This window comes from Streptomyces sp. NPDC017448 (assembly GCF_044330565.1).
Lineage (GTDB): Bacteria > Actinomycetota > Actinomycetes > Streptomycetales > Streptomycetaceae > Streptomyces.
Genome location: NZ_JBIRLM010000015.1, coordinates 45,167 through 70,106 on the forward strand (window position 1 = coordinate 45,167; position 24,940 = coordinate 70,106).

Annotated in this window: 21 protein-coding genes; 12 read left to right on the forward strand and 9 right to left on the reverse strand. The window is 72.4% G+C overall.

Features of this window, described 5'->3' with window-relative positions; all coding sequences use genetic code 11:
• Positions 1–21 precede the first annotated feature (21 nt).
• Positions 22–516, forward strand: coding sequence for a MerR family transcriptional regulator (locus ACH4K1_RS22970; protein ID WP_398091148.1), 495 nt, complete (start codon positions 22–24; stop codon positions 514–516).
• On the forward strand, positions 516–1,529 hold the full coding sequence (locus tag ACH4K1_RS22975; RefSeq protein ID WP_398091149.1) for an aldo/keto reductase: 1,014 nt from the start codon (positions 516–518) through the stop codon (positions 1,527–1,529). Before ACH4K1_RS22970 ends, ACH4K1_RS22975 begins: the two co-directional genes overlap by 1 nt.
• 74 nt (positions 1,530–1,603) lie before the next feature.
• Here ACH4K1_RS22975 and ACH4K1_RS22980 read toward each other — a convergent pair whose 3' ends face one another.
• From ACH4K1_RS22980 to ACH4K1_RS23010, 7 genes are all read right to left on the reverse strand, one after another.
• Entirely contained in the window at positions 1,604–2,836 is a 1,233-nt protein-coding gene (locus tag ACH4K1_RS22980) for an acyltransferase (RefSeq protein WP_398091338.1), read from the reverse strand.
• A gap of 11 nt (positions 2,837–2,847) precedes the next feature.
• On the reverse strand, positions 2,848–4,026 hold the full coding sequence (locus ACH4K1_RS22985) for an alpha/beta hydrolase (protein WP_398091150.1): 1,179 nt from the start codon (positions 4,024–4,026) through the stop codon (positions 2,848–2,850).
• Positions 4,027–4,191: 165 nt separating this feature from the next.
• Positions 4,192–4,881 carry a response regulator gene (locus ACH4K1_RS22990; RefSeq protein ID WP_398091151.1) on the reverse strand — a complete coding sequence of 230 codons (690 nt, stop codon included), beginning with the start codon at positions 4,879–4,881 and terminating at the stop codon, positions 4,192–4,194.
• Complete coding sequence (locus tag ACH4K1_RS22995) at positions 4,878–6,227, reverse strand: sensor histidine kinase (protein ID WP_398091152.1); 1,350 nt, start codon at positions 6,225–6,227, stop codon at positions 4,878–4,880. Before ACH4K1_RS22995 ends, ACH4K1_RS22990 begins: the two co-directional genes overlap by 4 nt.
• A 130-nt stretch (positions 6,228–6,357) precedes the next feature.
• Complete coding sequence (locus tag ACH4K1_RS23000) at positions 6,358–7,323, reverse strand: DUF4429 domain-containing protein (RefSeq protein WP_398091153.1); 966 nt, start codon at positions 7,321–7,323, stop codon at positions 6,358–6,360.
• 86 nt (positions 7,324–7,409) lie between these two features.
• Positions 7,410–8,618, reverse strand: a complete 1,209-nt coding sequence (locus tag ACH4K1_RS23005; RefSeq protein WP_398091154.1) for an alpha/beta hydrolase — start codon at positions 8,616–8,618, stop codon at positions 7,410–7,412.
• A gap of 137 nt (positions 8,619–8,755) precedes the next feature.
• A complete protein-coding gene (locus tag ACH4K1_RS23010) occupies positions 8,756–9,418 on the reverse strand; it encodes a TetR family transcriptional regulator (protein WP_398091155.1) in 663 nt (220 codons plus the stop codon).
• 250 nt (positions 9,419–9,668) lie between these two features.
• Between ACH4K1_RS23010 and ACH4K1_RS23015 the strand changes: the two genes are divergently transcribed.
• Complete coding sequence (locus tag ACH4K1_RS23015) at positions 9,669–11,162, forward strand: MFS transporter (protein WP_398091339.1); 1,494 nt, start codon at positions 9,669–9,671, stop codon at positions 11,160–11,162.
• 179 nt (positions 11,163–11,341) lie between these two features.
• Positions 11,342–11,755: a peptidase inhibitor family I36 protein gene (locus ACH4K1_RS23020; protein WP_398091156.1), complete on the forward strand. Its 414-nt coding sequence runs from the start codon at positions 11,342–11,344 to the stop codon at positions 11,753–11,755.
• Positions 11,756–11,820: 65 nt separating this feature from the next.
• Here ACH4K1_RS23020 and aceE read toward each other — a convergent pair whose 3' ends face one another.
• Entirely contained in the window at positions 11,821–14,553 is a 2,733-nt protein-coding gene (aceE, locus tag ACH4K1_RS23025) for a pyruvate dehydrogenase (acetyl-transferring), homodimeric type (RefSeq protein ID WP_398091157.1), read from the reverse strand.
• A gap of 496 nt (positions 14,554–15,049) precedes the next feature.
• Between aceE and ACH4K1_RS23030 the strand changes: the two genes are divergently transcribed.
• The 6 genes from ACH4K1_RS23030 to ACH4K1_RS23055 all read left to right on the forward strand — a co-directional run bounded on the left by ACH4K1_RS23030 (position 15,050) and on the right by ACH4K1_RS23055 (position 19,814).
• Entirely contained in the window at positions 15,050–15,487 is a 438-nt protein-coding gene (locus ACH4K1_RS23030) for a DUF3052 domain-containing protein (RefSeq protein ID WP_073769554.1), read from the forward strand.
• A 196-nt stretch (positions 15,488–15,683) separates the two neighbouring features.
• A complete protein-coding gene (locus ACH4K1_RS23035; RefSeq protein WP_228993415.1) occupies positions 15,684–16,142 on the forward strand; it encodes a peroxiredoxin in 459 nt (152 codons plus the stop codon).
• Between the two features lie 138 nt (positions 16,143–16,280).
• Positions 16,281–16,856, forward strand: a complete 576-nt coding sequence (locus ACH4K1_RS23040; RefSeq protein ID WP_398091158.1) for a TerD family protein — start codon at positions 16,281–16,283, stop codon at positions 16,854–16,856.
• 285 nt (positions 16,857–17,141) lie between these two features.
• On the forward strand, positions 17,142–17,717 hold the full coding sequence (locus ACH4K1_RS23045) for a TerD family protein (protein WP_007452411.1): 576 nt from the start codon (positions 17,142–17,144) through the stop codon (positions 17,715–17,717).
• A gap of 71 nt (positions 17,718–17,788) precedes the next feature.
• The gene (locus tag ACH4K1_RS23050; RefSeq protein WP_398091159.1) at positions 17,789–18,937 is read left to right on the forward strand and encodes a DUF475 domain-containing protein; all 1,149 of its coding nucleotides are present in this window, start codon (positions 17,789–17,791) and stop codon (positions 18,935–18,937) included.
• A 142-nt stretch (positions 18,938–19,079) separates the two neighbouring features.
• Entirely contained in the window at positions 19,080–19,814 is a 735-nt protein-coding gene (locus ACH4K1_RS23055) for a Tellurium resistance (protein ID WP_398091160.1), read from the forward strand.
• Positions 19,815–19,959: 145 nt separating this feature from the next.
• On the opposite strand, the gene ACH4K1_RS23060 is transcribed toward ACH4K1_RS23055, so the two are convergent.
• Complete coding sequence (locus ACH4K1_RS23060) at positions 19,960–20,847, reverse strand: TerD family protein (RefSeq protein WP_398091161.1); 888 nt, start codon at positions 20,845–20,847, stop codon at positions 19,960–19,962.
• A 212-nt stretch (positions 20,848–21,059) separates the two neighbouring features.
• Between ACH4K1_RS23060 and ACH4K1_RS23065 the strand changes: the two genes are divergently transcribed.
• Both ACH4K1_RS23065 and ACH4K1_RS23070 read left to right on the forward strand, forming a co-directional pair.
• Positions 21,060–22,298, forward strand: coding sequence for an HpcH/HpaI aldolase/citrate lyase family protein (locus tag ACH4K1_RS23065; RefSeq protein WP_398091162.1), 1,239 nt, complete (start codon positions 21,060–21,062; stop codon positions 22,296–22,298).
• Positions 22,299–22,308: 10 nt separating this feature from the next.
• Positions 22,309–24,885, forward strand: coding sequence for a phosphoribosyltransferase (locus tag ACH4K1_RS23070; protein WP_398091163.1), 2,577 nt, complete (start codon positions 22,309–22,311; stop codon positions 24,883–24,885).
• Positions 24,886–24,940: the final 55 nt, after the last annotated feature.

The following is a 24,940-nucleotide window of genomic DNA, read 5'->3' on the forward strand; positions in this document are numbered from 1 at the left end:
CAAGGATCTAGCGTGGAGGGCATGACGGTGATCGACGGAACCTCCCGGAGCACTCCCGCGACGCCCGCGCGGAAGCGGCCCGCCCGGACGGCGGACGCCTGCACGGCCGCTCCCTCCCCCCGCCCCGCGGGCCGGGACAGCTACACGATCAGCGAGGTCGTCGCCCGCACCGGGCTCACCGCGCACACCCTGCGCTGGTACGAGCGCATCGGGCTCATGCCACATGTGGACCGCTCGCACACCGGGCAGCGCCGCTTCAGCGACCGCGACCTCGCCTGGCTGGCCTTCGTCGGCAAGCTCCGGATGACCGGGATGCCCGTCGCCGACATGGTGCGGTACGCGGAGCTGCTGCGGGAGGGCGAGTCCACCCTCGGGGCACGGCGTGAACTGCTGGAGGCGACCCGCCGCGACGTGATCGCGCGGATCGCGGAGCTCCACGGCACCCTCGCCGTCCTCGACCACAAGATCGAGTTCTATGCGGGCGCCCGCAGGGCGCCGGAGAGGCACAGCGCCTGATGACCACTGACAAGATCACCACGGTGGAGCTGGGAGCGGGCGGACCGCGGGTCGGCGTCCAGGGCCTCGGCTGCATGGGGATGAGCGAGTTCTACGGCGAGACGGACGAACGCTCCGCCCGCGACACCCTCGACGCGGCCCTGGAGGCGGGCGTCACCCTCCTCGACACCGCCGACGCCTACGGGCGCGGGGCCAACGAGGAGTTCCTCGCCCCGTTCGTCGGGGCCCACCGGGACGAGATCACCCTCGCCACCAAGTTCGCCCTCGTCCGCACCGACGACCCCCTCCACCGGGGCGTCAGCAACGACCCCGCCTACATCCGCAGCGCCGTCGAGGCGAGCCTGCGCCGGCTGGACACCGACGTCATCGACCTCTACTACATGCACCGCCGCGACCCGGCCGTCCCGCTCGCCGAATCGATCGGCGCGCTGGCGGAGCTGGTCGAGCAGGGCAAGGTCAAGCAGCTCGGACTCAGCGAGGTGACCGGCGCCGAACTGCGCGAGGCGCACGCCGTGCACCCGATCGCCGCCCTCCAGTCGGAGTGGTCCCTCTTCAGCCGGGACGTCGAGAAGAGCGCCGTCGGCGCGGCGGCGGAGCTGGGCGTCACGTTCGTCCCGTACTCGCCGCTCGGCCGGGGCTTCCTCACCGGGGCCTTCACCGACGCGGGCCAGGAGCTGGCCGAGGGCGACTTCCGCCGGCGCCAGCCCCGGTTCAACGGCGACAACGCCCGTACGAACGCGGCTCTGCTGGAGCCCGTCCGCACGATCGCCGCCGCCCACGGGGCGACGGCCGCACAAGTGGCCCTCGCCTGGGTCCAGCAGCGCGCCCAGGTGCACGGCCTGAACGTGGTCCCGATCCCCGGCACCCGCAGGCGCGCCCGCCTCCTGGAGAACGCGGCGGCGACCCGGCTGACCCTGACGGCGGACGAACTGGCCGCCCTGGAGCCGATCGCGGACCGGGTGGCGGGGGACCGCTACCCGGACATGAGCAGCACGGCGGCGGCGCGGGAGTAGGCACGGCACCCGTGCCCCCGGGAGGCACGGCGCCGAGCCGGACCTCCGTACGGCGCCGGGGCCGGGCCGCCCCCTCACGCCAGCCCCAGCGCGAACACCGCGAACCCCGCCGCGAGCAGCCCGGCCAGCGCGCGCCGGGCGTTCGCGGCACGGGTGCCCGCCCGCCACGGGGCCTCGAAGCGGCGCGCGTACCGGGCGATCAGCACCAGCAGCCCGGCGAACACCGGCAGCCACGCGGCGCGGGCGAGGAGCCAGCCCACCGTCTCCGGCGCGGTCGTCAGCCCCGCCACCGCCACGCCCCCGGCCCCGGCGAGCGAGGCCGGTACGGCCGCGGCCAGCATCGCGCTCTGGTGCCAGCACAGGATCGTCATCGCGGACAGGTTGACCACCACGACCGGCGCCCACAGCAGCGGCCTGCGCAGCAGCCGCCCCAGCCGGTCGCGCAGCAGGATCGCCGCCCCGCTCTGCGTCGCCGCCAGCGCCACCACCAGCAGCGACGGCGGATGCGAGTTGGTCCGCGCCTCGCCCGGCACCCCGACCATCGACGCCGGATAGTGGAAGACGAGCAGCAGCACGGCGAACAGCACCCCGCCCCCGACCAGCAGCAGCCGGGCCCCGTTCCTCCCGATCCGGCCCTCCCCCCAGGCCACGCCGAGCTGGTACGCGAACAGCCAGCCGGGCAGGAGGTTGAGCAGGCTCAGCCAGGAGGGCATCGCCTCCGCGAACGGCCCGTACCGCAGGAAGTCCACCGCCGCGACCGATGCCGCCAGCGGCAGCGCCGCCCAGCCGCCGGTCCGCCGCGCCAGGGCGACGCAGAGCGGGGTGAGGGCCGTGACCACGGCGTACACCCCGACGAACCAGAGCGGCTGGATCACCAGCGTCGACGCCGTACGCAGGGTGTCGCCGGGCACGCCCAGCCACGACAGGACCGAGAGCAGCACCGCCCAGACGGCCGTCACGCCGAGCACCGGACGGCCCAGGCGCGCCAGCCGCCCGCCCAGCCAGGCGCCGGTCGTGGAGGGCCGGCGGCGGTAGGAGAGGACCGAGGCGTACCCGCCGACCAGGAAGAAGATCCCCAGCATCTGGAGGACCCAGCTCGCGGGCGCCAGTCCGCCGAACGTGCTCAGCGGGCTCGCGTTGTGCAGGCCGTCGGCGTCCAGCCGGAACCCGCCGAGCATCCAGTGGCCGAGCGGCACGGCGAGCAGGGCCAGCGCCCGCAGCCCGTCGAGGGCGCGGTCGCGGTGGGCGGGGGTGGAGGCGTCGACACGGGCGGCGAACCGCCGGGCGTGGTCGCGGGCGGCGTACATCGACAGGGCGGTCATCGGGCGACACCTTCCGGGAGGGGCGCGCCGGGTGTGCTCTGCGGCGCCCGTACGCCCGCGTCGGCGCGGGCGCCCCCCGGGGCCGGCCGGTCCTGCCGGGCCCGAGCGCTCACCGGCGCCCGCGCGCCCTCGGGGGCGGCGTCGCCGCGCACGATGGCGGCGAAGGCCCGCAGGGAATCCGTTCCCGGCGCGAAGTACCCCGCGTGGCCGCGGGCCCCGTCCGCCGGCACCCGCCGCGCGCCGAAGGCCGGGTCGGTCGGGTCCGTCCCGTGGCCGAGGCCGGCGAAGCGCACGTTCGGCACGTTGTCGATCCAGTCCGTGGGGTCCTTGGCCGCCCACACCCGGGCTTTCGTCCGCAGCCCCGTGACATCGTCCGCCCGCATGCCGGGGGAGCCGAGGACCACCAGGTCGGTGGCGGGCAGCCGGTGCGCGGCCAGACCGCAGACCACCGAGCCGTAGCTGTGGCAGAACACGGCGGGCTCGGGGAGCCCGTCCGCCCTCAGGCCCTCGGCGAACCGGGTCAGCCGCCCGGCCCCCGCCTCCGCGAGGTCGCCGGTCGCCGCGTCGAGGCCGACGCCCACCGGGGTGGTGTACCCGACCCAGGCGACCACCGCCGTCCCCGGCCCGGCCGCCGTGTGCAGGGCCCTGGCCATGCCGCGCGGGGCCCCGTGGGCGACGGTCCTCCGGTCGAAGGTCCCGGCGTCGTTGTCGTTCCCCGGCACCACCACCGCGACCCGCGACGCCGTGCGCAGGTCGCCGAAGACCTCGGCGGCCTGGCCGCGTCCGCGCGGGTCGAACGCGAGGATGCGGCGGCCGGGGGCGGCGAGCGAACGGTAACGGGGGTCGTCCTCGGCGGCCAGCGCGAGGGAGTTGGCGCGGTAGCGCAGCTCCAGCGGTGCTCCGTCGAGGTTGCCGACGACGGACGGGTGCCGCAGGGCCAGGAGGCGGCCCTGCTCGGCGCTCAACCCGGCGAAGAACACCGCGACTTCGGCAGGCGTCGACCGCTCGGGGTCGGGCAGCTCCGTGCCCAGCGCCCGGTCCGCCCGCCACTGCGCACTGCCCGGCGGTGGCCCGGTCAGCGGCTGCTGCGCATCCCCCGACACCCAGCCGGTCGTTCCCGCCGCCACCCCGGCGGCCAGGGCGAACGCGACCAGAGCCCTCGCGTATCGGCGCATGGTTCCCTCCCTCTCCTGCTCCGCACCGATCGGTGCGGCCGGGAGGAAGGTAGGAAGGGAACGGGTGACGCGGCGTCACACCGGGGAGCCAACCGCGGAGTGATACCGGGGTAGGGGGTGGGCCGGATCGCGGGCCCGCCCCGGGCCTTCCCGCCCCGGCGGGGGCTACGTCCTCGCGTCGCCCGGCGCCACCAGCCCCGACTCGTACGCGAAGATCACCGCCTGCGCGCGGTCCCGCAGCTCCAGCTTGGCCAGCACCCGCCCGATGTGCGTCTTCACGGTCTGCTCGGCCAGCACCAGCCGCTCCGCGATCTCCTGGTTCGACAGCCCCCGGGCGATCAGCTCCAGCACCTCGCTCTCGCGCGGGGTCAGCCCGTTCAGCCGGAGCGCCTGGCCGCCGCGCGTCGCCCCGGCGGGCCGCTGCGCCGCGAAGTCCGCGATCAGCCGCCGGGTCACCGAGGGCGCCAGCAGCGCGTCCCCGGCCGCCACCACCCGTACCGCCGCGATCAGATCGGCGGGCGGCGCGTCCTTCAGCAGGAACCCGGACGCCCCGGCACGCAGCGCCTCGTACACGTAGTCGTCCACGTCGAACGTGGTCAGCATCAGGACCTTCGGCCGGTGCACCACCCCCACCGGCGGGTTCAACAGCTCGCGCGCGGCGGCCAGTCCGTCCATCTCGGGCATCCGCACGTCCATCAGGACCACGTCGGGATGCTGGTTGCGGCTGACCTCGATCCCCTGGCGGCCGTCCGCCGCCTCGCCCACCACGTCGATGTCGCTCTGCGCCGCCAGCAGCGCCGCGAACCCCGCCCGCACCATGGCCTGGTCGTCGACGATGATCACGCGGATGGTCACAGATCCTCCGGAGAAGGGGGTACGGAAGGGGACGCGGACGGGGAAACGGCCGGAGGCAGCGGCATCCGGGCGGCCACCCGGAACCCGCCGTCCGGCAGCGGCCCGGTGTCCAGCGAGCCGCCGGTCAACCGTACGCGCTCCCGCATCCCCACCAACCCGTGCCCGGTCCCCGCGCTCTCCAGCGGAGACGTGGGCTTCGGCGCGGGCCCGTTGACCACCAGGACGTCCAGATGCCCCCGCGACGCCCGGACCGACACCCGGGTGCGCGCCCCGGGAGCGTGCCGCACCACATTGGCCAGCGCCTCCTGCACGATCCGGTACGCCGACAGGTCCACCGCCGGCGGCACCTCGCCCAGCTCCGCCGCGAGCGACAACTCCACCGGCAGCCCCGCCCGTACCGTCGCCTCCACCAGCTGCTGGAGCCGGTCCAGCCCCGGCTGCGGCGCCCGGTCGCCCTCCGTGCCGTCGCTGCGCAGCACCGACAGCAGCCGCCGCATCTCGCCCAGCGACTCCCGCGCCGCCGCCGCGATGGACGCGAACTCCTCCCGCGCGGGCTCCGGCAGCCCGGGGAGCCGGTACGGCGCGGAGTCCGCCTGCACGGTGATCACCGACATGTGGTGCGCGACGACGTCGTGCAGCTCGCGGGCGATCCGCGCCCGCTCCTCCAGCAGCGTGCGCCGCGCCCGTTCCTCCTCGCTGATCGTCTCCTGCTCGGCCAGCCGCCGGGTCGCCTCGCCCCGCTCCCGTACCGACCCGCCGATCACCAGGACCACCGCGCCGAGGACCGGCAGGAGCAGCGCGCTGCCGGTGCTGCGGTCCGCGGGGGCGATCAGCTGCAGCGCCGCCCCCGCCGCCGCCGTCATCGCCCAGACGGCGACGACGGTCCGCCGGGTCTCGCGCAGGCCCAGGGCCAGCAGCAGGAAGAGGTAGGCGACCAGGGTCGGCGGGGGCCAGGGCCAGGTCTCGTGCCGCCCCGGGCCGTGGACCAGCAGCACCAGCGCGCCGACGACGTCGGCCGGGAAGATGATCCACCACGCCTGGAGGGGCCGGTGGGCCAGCATCAGCAGGGGGGCGGCCTGGGCCACCCCGAGCGCCCCGGCCAGCGCACCGGGCACACCGTAGTCCGAGGCCAGGACGGTGATGGTGACCGGGATGAAGGTCGCGGCCAGGGCGAGCACCACGACGTAGGGCAGCAGGCGGTGCCACCGCTTCGGCGCGTCCGCGAGCAGCGGGGTGGACGGGTGGGAGGCGTGGGACAGCCCGTGAGCCAGCTCGCGCAGATTGCGGCGGGCGGCGCTCAGCAGGCCGTCTGCGGGCGGCGGGGGCCCGGCAGGGGGAGTGGACATGACCCGGTCAGCCTAGGCAGGCCGAGGGGCCGGCGGCGTCATACCGTGGTTCCGACCGGGGGCGGGTCGTCTCATACCCGGGTACGGGGTCCTGCTTTCCGGCGGCGCGGCGCCGGAGGGTCACCGGCGGTCACAGCTCCGCGAGCAGCTGGGCCTTCTTCGCGCTGTACTCGGCGTCCGTCACCAGGCCGGCCCGGTGCAGCTCGCCCAGGTGGTGGATCCGCTCGGCGATGTCCGCCGGGTCGCGCCGCCCGGCGCTCACCAGAGCGGGGGCGGCGGCGGGAGGGGGCTGGCTCCGGCGTACGGACTCCAGGACGGCGGCGGCGAACGGCAGCGACTCGTGCACCGGCCCGTACCCCAGGCCGAACAGCACCGCGGCCGGGTCCTGGTCGGCGGCCCGGGCGGCCGGGGGTTCGCCCGGCGCGTCGGCCACCGGCACGCCGTCCGCGTCCGTGTGGCAGCCGGGTCCGAGCGGATCGCCCAGGCTGCCGCCGGAGCGGGGGTCGAGCGGGGCCGCCGAGCGGGGTATCAGCCGTAGATAGCCGTCCAACGCCTCGGGGGAGCGCCACACGATTCCAGCCAGCTCGCTCACGCGGAAGGTCTGGTCGCCCGCCTTCCACTTGGCGCTGGAGGCCCCGGTCCAGGACCACCGGAAGGAGATCCGCTCACCGTCGAAACCGGCCCGGCCGTCGTACGCCTTGAAGTGCATCGGGGGCTCGGGGGCCGCCACCAGGAAGCGGTCGGCGGGCTCGTCGTGCGCCGGGTCCAGCGCGGCCCGCAGCTCGTCCGCGTAGTACTCGGCGAGCACCTCCCGCTCCGCCGGGAGCACCAGCCGATAGGGGTCGCACCCCTCCTTGAGCTGCCCGGAGGCAGCCTCCACCAGAGGATCGGCGCCCGCCCTCGGCACGGCACGCAGAACCACCGTGCCCCGCTTGCCGGGGGTCAGCGTCACCGACGACAGCGCCGCATACGGGATGCGGCGCTCCCGCAGGCTCTGGAAGAGCTTCGGTGTGCGGAGGCCCCGTTCGAAGCGGATGAGAACGGAGTCGGCGTCGAACTCCCAGGTGGCATGAATTCCGGCCAGCACATCACCCATGTGCCTCATCGTATGCGGCACGGCCGCGCACGTCCCCCCTCGAAGCAACTCCCCGTCCATCCGCCCGACACGCTCCTCTACGCGCGTCAGCCCTCCGGGTCGCCGGAAATACCGCTGTGGCACGTGCTGTCGGCGCTCGCGCAGCGGACCGAGCCGTAGGCGCCGACGCCGATCGCGGCGAAGTTGTCCAGGCTCTCGGTGCCCGGCACGAAGTAGCCGCTGTGCCCGGCGGCGCCGGCCGCCGAGACGACCCGCGCGCCGAAGGCCGGGTCCACCGGGTCGGCCCCGTGACCGATCCCGCCGAACTCCAGGTGCGGTACGTCCTCGATCCAGTCGTCCCCGTCGCGCGTCGCCCAGATCCGGGCGCCGGTCCTCAACTGCCAGGCATGGGCGGCCCGCATGCCGGGACTGCCCGCGACCGCGATGTCGGCCACCCGGGCCGGGGCCCGGTGCGCGGCCACCCCGCAGACCACGGAACCGTAGCTGTGGCAGAAAAGCGACACCTTGGAGCCGCCGGGCAAAGCGCCGACCAGCGCGTTCAGCCGGATCGCGCCCTCGGCGGCGAGCCCGCCGAGCGCCGCGTCCATGCCGACGCCGGCCGGGGCGGTGTAGTCGGCCCACGCGATCACGGCGGTACGGGTGCCCGGCGCGGCCGAACGCTCCGCCCCGTACAGGGACTCGGCCATGCCGACCGGCGCGGCGTACCGGCGCTTGCTGCGCTCCAGGGTCAGCAGGTGCGTGTCCACGCCGGGGACGACGACGGAGACCCGGGAGGCCCGGTCGAGGTTCCCGAACACCTCGGCCGCACGGCCCCGCCCGGACGGATCGAAGGCCAGGATCTGGCGTCTCTCCTTCAGCAGGGACCGGAACCGGCCGTACCGGGCCTGCGCCTCGGCCCGGCCGTCCGGCGAGAGCTCCGGGTCGTGCGCCCGCGCCCGCTCCAGGGCCGCGGCCCGTCCGAGAGCCACCCGGTTGGCGCGGTAGCGCATGGTGACCGGCGCTCCGTTCAGGTTCCCCACCACCGAGGGGTGCCGGACCGCGAGCGCCATGCGCTGCGCCGAGGTGAGCGTGGCGAAGAAGCGGGCCAGCCGGGAGGGGGGAGCGTCCGCCCCCGGCAGCTCCCGGCCCGCCGTCCGGTCCCGCGCCCAGGCGGCGAGCGCCAGCTCGCGCTCCCCGTCCACGTGCTGATCGCGGACGGCGCTCCAGCCCGTCGTCGCCAGCATCACGAATACCACCGCTACGGCGAGCAGCGCGCGCCATACGGCCAACGTCGGGGAGGTGTCGAAGGAAGTCACTGCGCCACACCCTAGGAGACGCGTATCGGCCTCCGTGTTCCAGGTGAGGCACATCACCCGTCCGCGAAGGATTGAGCCCCGATTTCTCACGGAGCGTCACCCCGGTACGCCGTCCGGGCGACCGCCGCCGGCCGGCGCTACGGTTGTTCCTTCCCCCGCCAGTCGCGGGCGAGGGCCGGGACGAGCTGGTCGAGGTACTCCTCGGTCAGATCGCGCAACGCCTCCACGCTGGGGTCGTGGCCGCGGCCCCACAGCTGGCCGGTCACCCGCATCACCGCGGAGAACGCGGCGACGGCCACCCGGGGCCGGGGATCCCGCTCCACGTCGAGCCCCTCGCGCTCCGCGATCAGCCGGGCGACCTGGTTCTCCAGGGCCACTCCGCGCCGCATGTGGGCGGCGAGCAGGGCGGGGGTCGACTCGATCATCCGGTAGGTGCGCATGTGGAGGTCGACGGTGACGACCTCCTCGATCGCCTCGCCGATGCTGTTCCACGCGCACAGCACCGCCCGGCGCATGGCCTCGAAGGGGGCCTCGTGCGCTGGGCGGCGGCGCAGCTCGGCGAGGAAACGGGACTCGACCAGCTCCTGCACCGCGAAGGTGGCGTCCTCCTTGCTCGCGAAGTAGCGGAAGAAGGTGCGCTGCGAGACCTCCACGGCGTCGACGATCTCGTCGACGGTGGTGCGCTCGTACCCCTGGGTGGTGAACAGTTCCAGGGAGGCGCGCACCAGGGCGTCACGGGTGCGCTGCTTCTTGCGTTCGCGCAGTCCGGCTCGGGGCGCGCCTGCCTGCCCGTCGGTCACGTAGCCGTCCCTCTTTTCCGTATTTCTCCAGCTCAGCATAGCTTTGTGTCCTGTGTGAGCCACGTGACAGTTACTGTCTTGTGAATTGGTTTGTCAACTGTCAGAGACTGTCACTAGTCTCCCCGTTATGACTAGTCAGACCACCGTCGAGAAGGCGCCGCGGGAGCCTGAAGACAACGCAGTACCCGCCCCGGTCAAGGGGCTTCGCGGCCACCCCTGGCTGACCCTCTTCGCCGTCGCCATCGGTGTGATGATGGTCGCCCTCGACGGCACCATCGTCGCCATCGCGAACCCCGCGATCCAGCGTGACCTCGACGCCTCGCTCGCCGACGTCCAGTGGATCACCAACGGCTACCTGCTCGCCCTCGCCGTCGCGCTGATCACCGCCGGCAAGCTGGGCGACCGCTTCGGCCACCGGCAGACCTTCCTCATCGGCATCGCGGGCTTCGCGCTCGCCTCCGGCGCGATCGGCCTCTCCAGCGAGATCTCGCTGGTCATCCTCTTCCGCGTGCTCCAGGGCCTCTTCGGCGCCCTGCTGATGCCGGCCGCCCTCGGCCTGCTGCGCGCCACCTTCCCCGCCGAGAAGCTGAACATGGCGATCGGCATCTGGGGCATGGTCATCGGCGCGTCCACCGCGGGCGGCCCGATCGTCGGCGGCCTCCTCGTCGAGCACGTCAGCTGGCAGTCGGTCTTCTTCATCAACGTGCCCGTGGGCGTCCTCGCGCTCGTCTTCGGCCTGGTGATCCTGCGGGACCACCGCGCCCCCAACGCGCCGCGGTCCTTCGACCTGATCGGCATCGTGCTGCTTTCGAGCGCGATGTTCGCCCTCATCTGGGGCATCATCAAGGCCGGGGAGTCCTGGGGCTGGGGCGACGGCCGGACCTGGGCCTGGCTGGGCGCCGCCGTCGCGGCCTTCATCACCTTCGGCATCTGGCAGAACCGGACGAAGGAGCCCCTCGTCCCGCTGAAGATGTTCCGCTCCGTCCCGTTGACGGCCGGCACCGTCCTCATGGTCCTGATGGCCTTCGCCTTCATGGGCGGCCTCTTCTTCGTGACGTTCTTCCTCCAGGGCGTCCACGGCCTCAGCCCGGTCGACAGCGGGCTGCGCCTGCTGCCGCTGACCGCCATGATGATCGTCTCCTCGCCGGTGGCGGGCCTGCTGATCACCAAGTTCGGCCCGCGCGTTCCCCTGGTCGGCGGCATGGTCTGCACGGCCACCGCGATGTTCGGCATGACCACGCTCAGCGAGTCCACCGGCACCTTGGCGATGTCCCTCTGGTTCGCCCTCCTCGGCTGCGGGCTCGCCCCGGTCATGGTCGGCGCCACCGAGGTCATCGTCGGCAACGCGCCGCTGGAGCTGTCCGGTGTGGCCGGCGGCCTCCAGCAGGCCGCCATGCAGGTCGGCGGCGCGCTCGGCACCGCCGTCCTCGGCGCGGTCATGTCCTCCAAGGTCGGCGCCGAATTCGCGGGCAACTGGAAGGACGCGGGGCTGCCCGGCGAGGCGGACCCGGGGCTGGAGAAGGCCGCCGAGTTCGGCATGGTCCCCGGCGGGCTCGACCAGGCCCCCGGCATGACGCCGGAGATCGCCTCCCGCATCGGCGGGGTCATCCACGACACCTTCATGTCCGGCATGGGCCTGGCGTTCACGGTCGCGGGCGTCGTCGCGGTCGTCGCCGCCCTCGTCGCCACCCTCACCAAGCGCGGCGAGAACGCCGAGGCGGGCGCCGGCGTCGGTCACATCTGACCCGGCCGAAGCGGCGTCTTCCGTCAACACAGCGCAGGTCACAGCCCCGCCGAATCCTTTCGGCGGGGCTGTCGCCTATCAGGGTGGCGGACCCCCGCCCCTCTTCCGCCCCCCTCGCTCGGTGACTCAGAGTGAGCGACGGAAGAACATCACCGAACGACCACGGGGGTTGACCCACCATGCGCACGACTGCTCCGACCCTGCGTACGACCGTTCTCGCGGCGGCCGCCCTGACCGTCATCGCCCTCGTTCCCCAGGCCCTGGCCCCCGACCGGGCGGCTGCGGCTCCCGAGCGGGCGCCGGGCACCGGCCTCGGGAGCTGCGAGGCGGGCCGGCTCTGCCTCTGGAAGAAGGCCGACTTCGCCGGGGCCCGCCACACCTTCGAGCTCTCCGGCGTCGACATCGAGAGCTGCGTCCCGCTGCCCCGGGGCGGTGACGCCCAGTCCCTCGCCAACCGCACCGGCCGGCCCGTCACCACCTACCAGTCCGCCGAGTGCGCGGAGACCGGGGAGTTCGAGACGTACCCCGGCGGCGGGACCTGGACGCCCCGCTCGCCGTACCAGGTACGCGCCTTCAAGATCTGGGAGAACTGAGCCCGGAAACGCCGGAGGGGCGGCGACGCCTCGCGCCACCGCCCCTCCGGACTTCGCTCCTACGGCTACGCGTCGCCGCCCGCCGCGCCCGGATCGGCCGCGGTCACGTCCAGCAGCTCGTAGCGGTCCACGGCCTTCTTGAGGGCGGACCGGTCGATCCTGCCCTCCTTGGCCAGCTCGGTCAGGACCGCCAGCACGATCGACTGCGCGTCGATGTGGAAGAACCGGCGGGCCGCGCCCCGGGTGTCCGCGAAGCCGAAGCCGTCCGCACCGAGCGACTGGTAGGCGCCCGGCACCCAGCGCGCGATCTGGTCCGGCACCGAACGCATCCAGTCCGAGACCGCCACGAACGGGCCCCGGGCCCCATCGAGCTTCCTGGTCACGTACGGGACGCGCTGCTCCTCCTCCGGGTGCAGGAGGTTGTGGCGCTCCACGTCCACCGCCTCACGGCGCAGCTCGTTCCAGGAGGTCGCCGACCAGACGTCCGCCTTCACGTTCCACTCGTCCGCGAGGATCTTCTGCGCCTCCAGGGCCCAGGGGACCGCCACGCCGGACGCCATGATCTGGGCCGGGATCTCGCCCTTCTCGCCGGTGCTGAAGCGGTGGATGCCCTTGAGGATGCCCTCGACGTCCACGTTCTCGGGCTCGGCCGGGTGCTGGATGGGCTCGTTGTAGACGGTGAGGTAGTAGAAGACGTCCTCGTTGGCCTCGCCGTACATCCGGCGCAGCCCGTCCTTCATGATGTGCGCGATCTCGAACCCGTACGCCGGGTCGTACGCGACGCAGCCCGGGTTGGTCGAGGCGAGCAGCTGGGAGTGGCCGTCCGCGTGCTGGAGGCCCTCACCGGTCAGCGTCGTGCGGCCGGCGGTCGCGCCCAGCACGAAACCGCGCGAGAGCTGGTCGGCCATCTGCCAGAACTGGTCACCGGTGCGCTGGAACCCGAACATCGAGTAGAAGACGTACACCGGGATCAGCGGTTCGCCGTGCGTGGCGTACGCCGAACCGGCCGCGATCAGCGAGGCCGTGCACCCCGCCTCGGAGATGCCGTCGTGCAGCATCTGACCGGTGGGGGACTCCTTGTACGCGAGCAGCAGATCGCGGTCGACCGCCTCGTACTGCTGACCCAGCGGGTTGTAGATCTTCGCACTCGGGAAGAACGCGTCCATGCCGAAGGTGCGGTACTCGTCGGGGGCGATCAGCACGAAACGCTTGCCGATCTCCTTGTCCCGCATGAGGTCCTTCAGGATGCGGACGAACGCCATGGTGGTGGCGATCGACTGCGAACCCGAGCCCTTCTTCGCGGCCGCGTACGTCTTGTCGTCGGGCTGCGGCAGAGGCTTCGCACGTACCACCCGGGTCGGGACGTAACCGCCCAGACTCTGGCGGCGGTCGTGCATGTACTGGATCTCCTCCGAGTCGCGGCCCGGGTGGTAGTAGGGCGGGTAGCCCTCGTCCAGCTGCTTGTCCGTGATCGGGATGTGCAGGCGGTCCCGGAAGCGCTTGAGGTCCTCGACCGTGAGCTTCTTCATCTGGTGGGTCGCGTTGCGGCCCTCGAAGTTCGGCCCCAGCGTCCAGCCCTTGACCGTCTGCGCCAGGATGACCGTCGGCTGGCCCTTGTGCGCCTTGGCCGCCGCGTAGGCCGCGTAGACCTTGCGGTGGTCGTGGCCGCCGCGGCCCAGGTGCAGGATCTGCTGGTCGGTCATGTCCTTGACCATGTCCCGCAGCCGCGGGTCGTCGCCGAAGAAGTGCTCGCGGATGTACGCGCCGGTCTCCGTGGCGTACGTCTGGAACTGGCCGTCCGGCGTGGTGTTCAGCTTGTTGACCAGGATGCCCGTGCGGTCCTGCGCCAGCAGCGGATCCCAGGAACGGTCCCAGACCAGCTTGATGACGTTCCAGCCGGCGCCCCGGAACTGCGACTCCAGCTCCTGGATGATCTTGCCGTTGCCGCGCACCGGGCCGTCGAGGCGCTGGAGGTTGCAGTTGACCACGAAGGTCAGGTTGTCCAACCCCTCGCGGGCCGCGATGGAGAGCTGGCCCAGCGACTCCGGCTCGTCCATCTCGCCGTCGCCCAGGTAGGCCCAGACGTGCGACTTGGAGGTGTCGGCGATCCCGCGCGCCTCCATGTAGCGGTTCATCCGCGCCTGGTAGATCGCGCCGAGCGGGCCGAGCCCCATCGACACGGTCGGGAACTCCCAGAAGTCCGGCATGAGCCGCGGGTGCGGGTAGCTGGACAGCCCGTTCGGGGCCTTCGACTTCTCCTGGCGGAACGCGTCGAGCTGCGCCTCGCTCAGCCGGTCCAGCAGGAACGCGCGGGCGTAGATCCCCGGGGACGCGTGCCCCTGGAAGAAGATCTGGTCGCCGCCGTCGCCCTGGTCCTTGCCCCGGAAGAAGTGGTTGAAGCCCACGTCGTACAGCGAGGCGGAGGAGGCGAAGGTGGCGATGTGGCCGCCGACGCCGATCCCCGGCCGCTGCGCCCGCGAGACCATCACGGCCGCGTTCCAGCGGGTCGCGTTGAGGACCTTGCGCTCGATCTCCTCGTCACCGGGGAAGAACGGCTCGTCCTTCGTGGCGATCGTGTTCACGTAGTCCGTGCTGCGCATCTCCGGCACCGCCACGCGCTTCTCCCGCGCGCGCTCGATGAGCCGGAGCATCAGGTAGCGGGCCCTCTCCCGGCCGCGCTCGTCGACGGCGGCGTCGAGGGAGTCAAGCCATTCCTGGGTCTCTTCGGGATCGAAATCCGGGACCTGGCTCGGAAGGCCGCCAATGATGATCGGGTTGCGATCGGATCCGGAAGCCACACTGTTCCTTCGCTGTTCGGTGGTGCTCTACGGGGTCTGTTACGGGGAACGTACCCCCGGGACAACTGAGTGCGCGCCGCCTCCATCGTGCTACCGCGAGGGCCCGGACGTCATCTCTACCGTGAGGTAACCCCGAGGTTGCGAAAACTCCCCGACGGGGCACGAGTATGAGCGGTACGCGGCTGGGTACGGGCAAACCGCAACCTTACGCCCAAGGCGTCCAAGCGTTCCCAAAGGCTGTTCGAATCCGATTGGCGGATCGAAACGGCATAAGCTGAGGAAGGACGTAAACGGATGGAGAGAGCCGGGGAGACCCGGTGAAGCCGCCCGAGAGACATGCCGGAACTTGCGCTGACGTGGCAGGGAACGTCACCGTATAGGCGGTCTCGCACGCCGGGTACTTGCGCGATTCGCCGGGCCCGTGTGGACTACGGCCTACGCCCCGCGCACGCGCGTGGCCACAGCATTTTCCGAAGACATGATCAGGAGGCAACCCGTGAGCGCGACCGCGGACCACGCGGAGGAGCGGACCAACCCGGCTGCACGCCTGGGGTTCGAGCCCGGACAGGTGGTCCAGGAGATCGGCTACGACGAAGACGTCGAGCTGGAGCTCCGTGAGGGCATTGAGGCCACTACCGGCCAGGAACTCGTCGACGAGGAGTACGACGACGTCGCCGACGTCGTTCTGCTCTGGTTCCGCGACGAGGACGGCGACCTTACGGACGCGCTGGTGGATGCCATCGGTCTGATCGAGGACGGCGGGATGGTCTGGCTGATGACGCCGAAGACCGGCCGTGACGGATACGTCGAACCGAGCGACATCAACGAGGCCGCCCAGACGGCCGGGCTCGCCCAGACCAAGAGCATCAGCGCGGGCAAGGACTGGACGGGCAGCCGTCTGGCCACCCCGAAGGGGGCCAAGGCCAAGCGCTGAGCCGCTTCTCGCACCACCGTGGGGCCCCCGTAGGCACGCACACCGTGCCCGCGGGGGCCTTCGCACGCGCGGGGGCGGGCCGCCCCCCCCGCGGGCCCCGGGCCCTCGGCGTCCGGGCGGAGGCCCGTGCGTAGGGTGGGAGCACCCGGACGGACCGGCCCGGGGTGCGGAGAAACGGCGAAGGGATGCGTGTTCCATGACGATCGAGGTCGGCAGCCAGGCCCCTGATTTCGAGCTCAAGGACAACCACGGCCGGACCGTGCGACTGTCGGAGTTCCGCGGCGAGAAGAACGTGGTGCTGGTGTTCTACCCGTTCGCCTTCACCGGCGTCTGCACCGGCGAGCTGTGCGCACTCCGCGACGAGCTGCCCCGCTTCGAGGACGAGGGCGCCCAGCTCCTCGCGGTCTCCAACGACTCCATCCACACCCTGCGCGTCTTCGCCGAGCAGGAGGGCCTGGAGTACCCGCTGCTCTCCGACTTCTGGCCGCACGGGGAGACCTCGCGGGCCTACGGCGTTTTCGACGAGGACAAGGGCTGCGCGGTGCGCGGCACCTTCGTCATCGACAAGGAGGGCGTCGTCCGCTGGAGCGTCGTCAACGGCCTCCCGGACGCCCGCGACCTGAACGAGTACGTCAAGGCGCTCGAAGCGCTCTGAGGCGATCTCCTGGCGACGCTCGGTCAAAAGCCTGTTTTGGCCGGGAACCGGTCACTAGGATCCAATCGTTGATCCGATGCCAACGAACGACGGGGACGCTGGTGTCTGCCGGCCCCTGAGAAAACTACTGGAGGACTCGTGGGAGTCAGCCTCAGCAAGGGCGGCAACGTCTCGCTGACCAAGGCCGCGCCCAACCTGACCGCGGTCATCGTGGGTCTGGGCTGGGACGCCCGCACCACCACCGGGGGTGACTTCGACCTCGACGCCAGCGCCCTGCTGACGAACACCGAGGGCAAGGTCGCCATCGACGGCAACTTCGTCTTCTTCAACAACCTCAAGAGCCCCGACGGCTCCGTCGAGCACACCGGCGACAACCTCACCGGTGAGGGCGAGGGCGACGACGAGGTCATCAAGGTGAACCTCGCGGGTGTCCCGGCCGACGTCGACAAGATCGTCTTCCCGGTCTCGATCTACGAGGCCGAGAGCCGCCAGCAGAGCTTCGGCCAGGTCCGCAACGCGTACATCCGCGTGGTCAACCAGGCCGACAACACCGAGCTGGCCCGCTACGACCTGAGCGAGGACGCCTCGACGGAGACCGCGATGGTCTTCGGCGAGCTCTACCGCAACGGCGCCGAGTGGAAGTTCCGCGCCATCGGCCAGGGGTACGCCTCCGGTCTGCGCGGCATCGCCCAGGACTTCGGCGTCAACGTCTGACGTTCTGGCGCCAGGGGGCGTCCGGCCGGTTCCGACCTGCCGGGCGCCCCGCCACCGGGCGCGGTTGGCCCCCCCCCCCCCGGGGGGGGACAGCCCCGCCCGCGGGTTTTTCCCAAGGGGGGGGGCCCCCCAGGGGGGCCCCGCCCCCCCCGGCGGCCCGGGGGGGGGCGGGGGGGGGGCGGGGGGGGCCCCCCGGGGGGGCCCCCCCCCCGGGGGGGGGGGCCCCCCGCCCCCCGCCCCCCCCCCCCCCCCGGCAGCGTTTTTCACGACTCGGGGAGGACACACATGGGCGTCACGCTCGCCAAGGGAGGCAACGTCTCCCTCTCCAAGGTCGCACCCAACCTCACCCAGGTGCTGGTCGGGCTCGGCTGGGACGCACGCTCCACCACGGGGGCCGACTTCGACCTCGACGCCAGCGCGCTGCTGTGCCAGTCGGGCCGGGTCCTCGGTGACGAGTGGTTCGTCTTCTACAACAACCTGACCAGCCCGGACGGCTCCGTCGAGCACACCGGGGACAACCTGACGGGCGAGGGCGACGGCGACGACGAGTCCGTCATCGTCCGCCTGGACCAGGTCCCCGCCCACTGCGACAAGATCGTCTTCCCGGTCTCGATCCACGACGCGGACAACCGGGGCCAGGCGTTCGGACAGGTCAGCAACGCCTTCATCCGGGTGGTCAACCAGGCCGACGGCCAGGAGCTGGCCCGCTACGACCTGAGCGAGGACGCTTCGACGGAGACCGCGATGATCTTCGGCGAGCTCTACCGGTACAACGGCGAGTGGAAGTTCCGTGCGGTCGGACAGGGGTATGCGTCGGGTCTGCGAGGCATCGCTCTAGACTTCGGCGTCAACGTTTCATAAAGCCGCGCACGGCGCGGGGGAGCCCCGAGACACCGGGGGAGACCCGTTTACATAACACGATGGGGTAGCCAGTGGTTCTGAAAACCTTCGGCTGGTCGTTCGCGGTCACCGCGCTCGGCCTGGTCGCAGCGGTCATCTACGGGGGGTGGCATGCCTTCGGCATCGTCGCGATCCTGTCCGTCCTGGAGATCTCGCTGTCCTTCGACAACGCGGTGATCAATGCCGGGATCCTGAAGAAGATGAACGCCTTCTGGCAGAAGATCTTCCTGACCATCGGCATTCTCATCGCCGTCTTCGGCATGCGACTGGTGTTCCCCGTCGTGATCGTGGCCGTGAGCGCGCAGCTCGGACCGATCGAGGCCATCGACCTGTCCTTCAACGACCCGGACAAGTACAAGGAACTGGTCACGGACGCCCATCCGTCGATCGCCGCCTTCGGCGGCATGTTCCTGATCATGATCTTTCTCGACTTCATCTTCGACGAGGACCGGGACATCCACTGGCTGCGCTGGATCGAGCGTCCGCTCGCCAAGCTCGGCAAGGTCGACATGCTCTCGGTCTGCGTGGCGCTGATCGTCCTCCTGATCTCCGCCCTGACCTTCGCGACCCACGCCCACCAGCACGGCGGCGGGCACGCCGACAAGGCGTCCACGGTCATGCTCTCCGGCATCGCCGGCCTGATTACCTACCTGATCGTCGGCGGGCTCTCCGGCTTCTTCGAGGGCAAGCTCGAAGAGGAGGAGGAGCGCGAGCACGAGGCCGAGGAAGAGGCCAAGAAGAAGGGCAAGCCCGTCACCGGGGTCGCCCTCGCCGGAAAGGCCGCGTTCTTCCTCTTCCTCTACCTGGAAGTCCTGGACGCCTCGTTCTCGTTCGACGGCGTCATCGGCGCCTTCGCCATCACCAACGAGATCGTGCTGATGGCCCTCGGCCTCGGCATCGGCGCCATGTACGTCCGTTCGCTCACCGTCTACCTGGTGCGCGAGGGCACGCTCGACGACTACGTCTACCTGGAGCACGGCGCGCACTACGCCATCGGCGCGCTCTCCGTCATCCTGCTGATCACCATCCAGTACGAGATCAACGAGCTGATCACCGGCTCGGTCGGGGTGATCCTGATCGCCCTCTCCTTCTGGTCCTCGGTCAAGCGCAACCGCGCGCTCGCCGCGGAGTCCGGCGAGGGCGGCCCGGGAAACAAGTCAGAGGTGTCCGCCGGGGTGTGACCCGGTAGGGATTGAGGAACGCTCTCTGCGGGGCGGCCCACACGGCGACGGCTCTCCGGGATCTCCCGGATCCGGCCCGGTGGCCGCCCCGCGGTGGTGTCGGGGCGCGCGTGCGGGCGGCGCGAACAGGGTGGGGGTTGGCATGGGATTCTTCGACGGCCTGTGGCCGGGGCGTGCGGCGCAGTTCGACGCGGGCAACTCGACGTCGAGCGCCATCGTGCTGTCCAAACGCAACGCCACGGTCTCGCTCAACAAACAGGGCGCCCTCTCGGGCAACCTGCGGGTCAACCTCTCCTGGCGGATGCGGACCTCGGACATCGAGGGCCGCTCGCGCCGGAGCGGTCGGCTGCGGAACCCCCTCCAGTTCTTCCAGCCCGAAGTGGTCCAGGCGCACACCCAGGGCGTCGTCAACGTCGACCTGGACCTCGGCTGCATGTACGAGCTGGCGGACGGCACCAAGGGGGTCGTGCAGCCGCTGGGCGGCCTCATCGGCGACCTCAACGGCCCGCCGTACGTCCGGCTCAGCGGCGACGACCGGTTCGGCGCGCCCTCGGGCGAGACCGTCTACGTCAACCTCGACCAGCGCGACCAGATCAAGCGGCTGCTGTTCTTCGTCTACATCTACGACCGGACGCCGGCCTTCGACCGTACGCACGCCAAGGTCACGCTCTACCCGGGCAACGGCCCGCGCATCGAGATCGAACTGGACGAACGCGCGCCGCAGGCCCGCTCCTGCGCGGTGTTCACCGTGGAGAACGTGAAGAACGAGCTGATCGTGCGCCGCGAGGTGAAGTTCGTGTACGGCTTCCAGTCGGAGCTGGACCGGCTGTACGGCTACGGCATGCAATGGGGCCGGGGCTACAAGACCCGCACCTGAGCCGGGCCCGGACCGGACCCGCGGCAGGGCGGGCCCGCCCGTCCCCCGGCGCGGGCCCCTGGCCCGGGCCCGAACAGGCTCGGGGCCAGCCCCCGACACGCTCGGGACCGGGCCCCGGCACGCTCAGGACCGGGCCCCGGCACGCTCAGGAGCGGATGAACTGCGGACCTTGTGGAGGCAGCACGAAATGGGGGTCTGGCGCGTGCGCGGCGGCTGCCGCCGGCTGCGGATAGCCGTACGCGGGCGGCTCGGCGGGCTGCGGATAGCCGTACGCCGGCTGGTGGGCCCCGGCGGCCGCGGGATGCGGGGCGGGGGGCGGATAGCCGTACGAGGGCTGGTGGTGGACCGTGGCCTGCGTGTCGGGGCCCGTTCCGGCGGACGGGGGAGCCGGGGGGATCTCCGGCGGCACGGCCGGGGGCGGCGGCACGGCGGCCGGGAGCGGCCCCGGTCCCGCCGGATCCTGCGCCCCGTCGGCCGCCTCCGAGTCGTCCACCGAGATGCCGAAGGCGGTGGCCAGACCGATCAGGCCGGAGGGGTACCCCTGACCGACCGCGCGGAATTTCCACCCCTCGCCGCGGCGGTAGAGCTCGCCGCAGATGATCGCCGTCTCCTCCCCGGTCTCCGCCCGGACGTCGAACACGGCCAGCGGTTCACCGTCGGCGAACGCGGCGTCGAACAGCAGGACCCGCAGATCCGCGACCTGCTCGAAGGCCGCTCCGTCGGAGGAGGCCGCGATGACCACCTGGTCCACCGAGGCGTCGAGCGCGCCGAGGTCCGCCTCGACCGTGTCCGTCAGCCCTTCCGGGACGCTGCGCTTCGGCAGCCGCCGGACCAGGCCGGAGGGGTGCCGGGGCTGGTTGTAGAAGACGAAGTCCTCGTCGGAGCGCACCCGGCCCGACGCACCGAGGAGCAGGGCGGAGGCGTCCACGTCGGGAACCCCGGGGCCCGGGGTCCAGCGCAGCACGGCCCGGACGGCCGCGGCATCGACGGGGACGTTCGAGCCCTTCAGCATCGTGTGCGTCATGACCGTCATCCTGCCTGCTGGGGGCCCGTGCGGACAACGCGGGGGGCGGCACCGCCGTGCCCGGCGGCGGCGCGGACAGGGCGTGACCCTACCGCGAGGGTGAGGTGGACAAGAGGCGGGTAACCGGAAATTCATGTACACGGGGAACTGTTGACACCCGTCCATACGTACTATTACCGGCCATGTGTTGTTCGGTCGGTCAGGCAGTTCGGGGGAAAAGGATGCGTCATTTCGGGCATATATCGCCCACTGTCCGCCAGGGCCTGTTCCACAGGGAGCCCCGCGTCTTCACCGCCGACTCCCCGGCCCGCATGCTCTCCATCGCCCTGGGGGCCACGCTCTACTCCCCGGCCACCCGCCCGTCACTCGCGGACGACGTGCTGAAGCAGGCCGCCCGTGGCGTCGTCTCCATGGTGCTGTGCCTGGAGGACTCGATCGACGACGCCGAGGTGACCGGGGCCGAAGCCAATCTGATCAGGCAGTTCACCGACCTCGCCGCCCGGGAGGCGGCAGGGGCGCCCGGAAGCGGAGCGACGGAGTCCGACGAGCGGGGCCCGGACGGCGCCACCGGCGCGACCGGCCCCGGCGTACCGCTCCTCTTCATCCGCGTACGGGAACCGGATCAGATCACCGACCTCGTGCGCCGCCTCGGTGGTTCGGTCCGCATGTTGTCCGGTTTCGTACTTCCCAAATTCACCGAGGAGCGGGGACGCCCCTTCCTGGAAGCGCTCGCCGAGGCCGAAGCGGCGTGCGGCCGGCGACTCTTCGCCATGCCGGTCCTCGAATCCCCCGAACTGCTCCACCTGGAGACGCGCGCCGACATCCTCCGGGGCATCGCCCGCACCGTCGACAAATACCGGGACCGGGTCCTCGCACTGCGGCTCGGCGTCACCGACTTCTGCTCGGCGTACGGGCTGCGCCGCGCCCCCGACATGACGGCGTACGACGTCCACATCGTCGCCTCGGTGATCGCCGACGTGGTCAACGTGCTCGGCCGGGCGGACGGCTCCGGGTTCACGATCACCGGCCCGGTCTGGGAGTACTTCCGCCGCCAGGAGCGCATGTTCAAGCCCCAGCTGCGCCGCAGCCCCTTCCTGGAGGGCCGGGCCGAGGAACTGCGTACGGCGCTGATCGAGCACGACCTCGACGGGCTGCTCCGGGAGATCGAGCTCGACCGCGCCAACGGGCTGCTCGGCAAGACCTGCATCCATCCGTCGCACGTGGCGCCGGTCCACGCCCTGTCCGTGGTCAGCCACGAGCAGTACACCGACGCCCAGGACATCCTGAGCCCCGAGCGCGGTGGCGGCGGCGTGCTGCGTTCGGCGTACACGAACAAGATGAACGAGGTGAAGCCCCACCGGGCCTGGGCCGAGCGCACGCTGCTGCGGGCCGAGGCGTTCGGTGTGGCGAGGGAAGGCGTCGGCTTCGTGGACCTGCTGGCCGCCGGCCTGACGAACTGAGCGCGCGTCGATGAGCGAGCGCGCGACGAGAGAAGAGACCGTGGACGTGGTGTGGTCGGGCAACTGGGTGGCCGAACGGTTGGGCGTCGCCCTCGAAGGCGACGGGGAGCTCCGGGAACTGCTGGGCCTGGCCCTGCGCCGGAACCCCAAGCGGGCGCACCTGCTGGTCTCCAACGTGCTGGGCAAGCACGTCCCGCAGCGGCCCTCCGTCGTCCACGGGGCCGGGTACGAGCTGGGCGAGCGGGTACGGGCGCTGCTCGGCGCCCGGGAGGCGCGCCGCGCGGTGGTCCTCGGGTACGCGGAGACGGCCACCGGTCTCGGCCACGCCGTGGCGGACGGCCTGCGGGACGCCCCGTACCTGCACTCCACCCGGCGCCCGGTGGCGGGGGTCGAGCCGGCGGGCGGCTTCGAGGAGTCCCACTCCCACGCCACCTCGCACCTGCTGCTGCCGGAGGACCGCGACCTGCTGGCGGGCGGCGGGACGGCTTCGGTGCTGGTCCTGGTCGACGACGAGTTCTCCACCGGCAACACGGTCCTGAACACCATCCGCACGCTGCACGCCCTGCATCCGCGCGAGCGGTACGTCATCGTCGCCCTGGTCGACATGCGCTCGGCCGGCGACCGCGACCGGCTGACCGCCTTCGCCGCCGAGATCGGCGCCCGCGTCGACCTGGTGACCCGCGGCGCCGGGACGGTGACCCTGCCGGACGGCGTGCTGGAACGCGGCCAGGCCCTGGTCGCGGAGGAGGAGGCGCGGGCCCCCGCCTCCGTGCCGCCCTCCGTACCGGTCCCCGCCGCCGTCACCCGCGTCGACCTCGACTGGCCGGCAGGCGTCCCCGACGGCGGCCGGCACGGCTTCACCCCGGCCCACCGGGCGGCCCTGGAAGCAGCGCTCCCGGCCATGGCGGAACGGATCGCGGCCGCCCTGGACGCCGACGCGCCGGACCGGCACGGGGACCGAGCCCGGGACCAGGGCCGTGACCAGGAACGTGTCCCCGGCCTGGGACAGGGCCGGGGCCCCCGCCGAATCCTCGTCCTCGGCTTCGAGGAGCTGATGTACGCCCCGCTGCGGCTCGGCACCGCTCTGGAAGAGGTCCTGGGCGACGCCGCCGAGGTCCGCTACTCCACCACCACCCGCTCGCCCGTCCTCGCCGTCGACGACCCCGGCTACGCGATACGCACCCGGCTCGTCTTCCCGGCCCACGACGACCCGGCGGACGGCCCCGGCGACCGGTACGCGTACAACGTGGCCGGCGCCGGGTTCGACGCGGTGGTCGCCGTCGTCGACTCCACCGCCGACACCCCCGAACTGCACGCCCCCGACGGGCTGCTGGCCCGGCTCGCCGAACACACCGGCCGGCTCCTCCTCGCGGTCGTGCCCTCGTACCTGCCCCGCCCCGCCCCCGCCCCCCACCAGGAGCCCGCCGTGCTGCCCGAGCCCCTCCGAGGCCCCGACTTCTCCAGTTACGCGCCGGACGAGGTCGGCTGGCTGCTCCAGGACCTCTCGGACACCGAGCTGGAGGCGCCCACCGAGGAACGCGAGGAGGCGATCCAGAGCGGCGGCGCGCACTACGCGGAGTCGCTGCCCGTCGAGTACCAGCCGACCCCCGCCTACCAAGAGCTGTTCTCCGCGGCCCTGGAGACCTCCGCCGCCCGGATCGCCCGCGCGGTCGGCACCGTCACCGAGACGGTCCTCGCCGAACGCGGCCCGCGCCCCGTCCTCGTCTCGCTCGCCCGCGCCGGAACCCCGGTCGGCGTGCTGATGCGCCGCTGGGCCCGGCACCGGCACGGCGTGGAGCTGCCGCACTACGCCATCTCCATCGTCCGGGGCCGGGGCATCGACGCCACCGCCCTGCGCTGGCTGGCCGCCCACCACGACCCGGCCGACGTGGTGTTCGTCGACGGCTGGACGGGGAAGGGCGCGATCACCCGCGAACTGGCGGCGGCCATCGACGCGTTCGAGGCGTCGGGCGGCCCGGCGGGCTTCGACCCGGAGATCGCGGTGCTCGCCGACCCGGGCGGCTGCGTGCGGACGTACGGCACCCGCGAGGACTTCCTCATCCCCTCCGCCTGCCTCAACTCCACCGTCTCCGGCCTCGTCTCCCGTACGGTGCTCCGCGCCGACCTGGTCGGCCCGGACGACTTCCACGGCGCGAAGTTCTACCGCGAGCTGGCCGCCTCCGACGTCTCCGGCCACTTCCTCGACACGGTCGCCGCACGGTTCGACGAGGTGGCGGCCGAGGTCGACGACGCGACGAAGGAACTGCTGGCCGCCGACCGCGCCCCGACCTGGGAGGGGTGGGCGGCGGTCGAGCGGATCAGCGAGGAGTACGGCATCCACGACGTCAACCTGGTCAAGCCGGGCGTCGGCGAGACCACCCGGGTGCTGCTCCGCCGCGTCCCCTGGAAGATCCTCGCCCGGCGCGGCGCGGGCCCGGACCTGGAGCACATCCGGCTGCTGGCCGACCAGCGCGGCGTGCCCGTCGAGGAGGTCGACGACCTCCCGTACAGCTGTGTCGGTCTGATCCACCCCCGGTTCACGCGCGGCGCGACGGGCGCGGACGGCACGGCGGTGAAGGGCGCATGAGCACGGACGCGAGCACGACCGCCCCGCCGACGCCGACCGCCTGGGACGCGCGGGC